A 2,775-nucleotide genomic window follows, 5' to 3' on the forward strand; every position below is an offset into this window, starting at 1 on the left:
CCGCCGACCCAGGCGCCGCTCGCGCTCTATTCCGGCGTGGTGACTGTCGCGCCCGACGGCAGCGCCAGCGTCACCTTCCCGGTGCCGGCCTTCAACGGCACCGCGCGGGTGATGGTCACCGCCTGGAGCGGCAGCCGCGTCGGCCAGGCCTCGGCCGACGTGATCGTGCGCGATCCCGTGGTCGTCACCGGCACGCTGCCGCGCTTCCTCAATGCCGGCGACCGCTCCCGCGTCTTCCTGGCGCTCGACAACGTCGAGGGGCAGGGCGGCGACTACACCCTCGACCTCGACCTGTCGGGGCCGGTGCTGGTCGGGGCGCAGGCGGTGCGCACGACGATGCGGCTGGAGGCGGGCGCCAAGGGGCAGCTCGTGGTGCCGATCACCGCGGCCGGGCCCGGCACCGCGAGCCTCGACCTGACGCTCTCCGGCCCGGGCCTCGCCGCGGGCGTCGGCCAGCGCTTCACGCTTCCCGTCTCGCCCGGCACCGGCGCGCTGGTGCGGCGCGAGGTGCGCACGCTGGCGCCCGGCGCGAGCCTGCAGCTCTCCGGGGACCTGCTCGCCGACATCCTGCCCGGCACCGGCACCGTCTCGGTGGCGGCCGGTGCGCTGCCGGGCATCGACGTGCCGGCGCTGCTGCTGGCGCTGGATCGCTACCCCTACGGCTGCTCCGAGCAGGTGGTGAGCCGGGCGATGCCGCTGCTCTACGTCAACGCGCTCGCGGCCAAGGACAGGCTGGCCATCGACGACACCGTCGACGCCCGCATCCGCGAGGCGATCGAGCGGGTGCTGTCGCGCCAGGATGCGAGCGGCGATTTCGGGCTGTGGTCGGCGCAGGGGTCGAACGACCTCTGGCTGTCGGCCTACGTCACCGACTTCCTGACGCGGGCCCGCGAGCGCGGCTTCGCCATGCCGCAGGTGGCGTTCGGCCAAGCCCTCGACCGCCTGCGCAACGCGGTCGCCAACGCCACGGAGGTGCGCGACGGCGGCACCGACCTCGCCTACGCGGCCTACGTGCTGGCCCGGAACGGCCGCCCGGTGATGGGGGACCTGCGCTACCTCGCCGACACCAAGCTCGCCGACTTCGCCACCCCCCTCGGGCGGGCGCAGATCGCGGCGGCCCTGGCGCTCCTCGGCGACCGCGGCCGCGCCGCCAAGGCGATGGAGTCCGCGCTGACGGCGCTCCGGTCCGAGCGCGACAGGCAGAGCTACCGCGCCGATTACGGCTCGCGCCTGCGCGACGGCGCCGGCCTGCTGGCGCTCGCCGCCGAGACCGGTTTCTCGCAGGCCGCGCTGACCCCGGTCTCCGCGGTGCTTGTCGAGGAGCGCGCCTCCGGGCGGGTCACCAGCACGCAGGAGAGCACCTGGATGGTGCTGGCGGCCCAGGGCCTGACGCAGGAAGCCGACGCGCTGTCCTTCACCGTCGACGGCGCGCCCCAGGCCGGCCCGCTGGCGCGGAGCTACCGGGCGGCGGCGCTGGAGCGGCCGGTGGCGATCGCCAACACCGGCCGGGCGCCGGTGCAGGTGGTGGTCGGCGTCTCGGGCAATCCCGTGTCGCCCGAGCCGGCCGACGCGCGCGGCTACGCCATCGAGCGGAGCTATCACCGTCTCGACGGCAGCATCGTCGACCCCGCCCGCGGCATCCGCCAGAACGACCGCCTCGTGGTGGTGCTGAAGGTGACGGAGGCCAAGGCCAGCGCCGGCCGCCTGCTGCTGGTCGACCGCCTGCCCGCGGGCCTCGAGATCGACAACCCGAAGCTCCTCGACGCCGACGCGCTCACCGGCCTCGCCTTCGCGAAGTCCGACGTGCAGCCGGTCCACACCGAGTTCCGCGACGACCGCTTCGTGGCCGCCTACGACCGCTCGCCCGAGCAGTCGGCCTTCTTCACCGCCGCCTACACCGTCCGCGCGGTCTCGCCCGGCACCTACGTCCACCCCGGCGCGACCATCGAGGACATGTACCGCCCCGAACGCTTCGGCCGCACCGCGTTCGGCTCGGTCGAGATCGGGGCGGCGAAGTAGGGATGGGCGGCCGCCCGCGCGTCCCTCCCCCCTCTGCGGGGGAGGGGACCCTGCGGAGCAGGGGGGGAGAGGGGACCGCGTCCTCCGGAGACAGCGCTCCCCTCTCCCGACCCCTGCTCACGCAGGGGGCACCCTCCCCCGCCGAGGGGGGAGGGTGGTGGCGCGTGTTTGTCGCCCTCGTCGCGATCCTCGTCGCCATCCCCCCCCTCGCCCTCTGGCGCTTCGCCGCCGCGCTGCCGCCCCTCGACCTGGCGCAGGCGGACCTGCGCTCCACCATCGTGGTCGACGCCCGCGGGACCCTGCTGCGCCCGTTCGCGACGCCGGACGGGCGCTGGCGGCTGCCGGTGACGGCGGCGTCCGTCGACCCGCGCTATCTCGCGATGCTCACGGCCTACGAGGACCGGCGCTTCGCCGACCATCCCGGCATCGACCCGGCGGCGACGCTGCGCGCCGCGTGGCAATGGCTGGCGCACGGACGGATCGTCTCCGGCGGCTCGACCCTGTCGATGCAGGTCGCCCGCTTGGTCGAGCCGCGCGCCGAACGCTCGCTCGCCGCAAAGCTCCGGCAGATGGTCCGCGCGGTCGCGCTCGAGCAACGCTTCGGCAAGGCCGGCGTGCTCGACCTCTACCTCGCGCTCGCGCCCTATGGCGGCCCGGTCGAGGGCGTGCGGGCGGCGGCGCTCGCCTATTTCGGCCGCGAGCCGGCCCGGCTCTCGTTCGCCGAAGCCGCCCTCCTCGTCGCCCTGCCGCAGGCGC

The 2,775-nt window shown here is 75.3% G+C and carries 2 protein-coding genes; both read left to right on the top strand.

Annotated elements, in window-relative coordinates; translation table 11 throughout:
• A partial coding sequence (locus FV230_RS26825; RefSeq protein WP_281408338.1) for an alpha-2-macroglobulin family protein occupies nucleotides 1-2,019 on the top strand: 2,019 nt, incomplete at its 5' end.
• A 2-nt stretch (nucleotides 2,020-2,021) separates the two neighbouring features.
• On the top strand, nucleotides 2,022-2,775 hold a 754-nt coding region (locus FV230_RS26830; RefSeq protein WP_187275645.1), incomplete at its 3' end, for a transglycosylase domain-containing protein.

The organism is Methylobacterium sp. WL6, assembly GCF_008040095.1.
Taxonomy (GTDB): Bacteria; Pseudomonadota; Alphaproteobacteria; order Rhizobiales; family Beijerinckiaceae; genus Methylobacterium.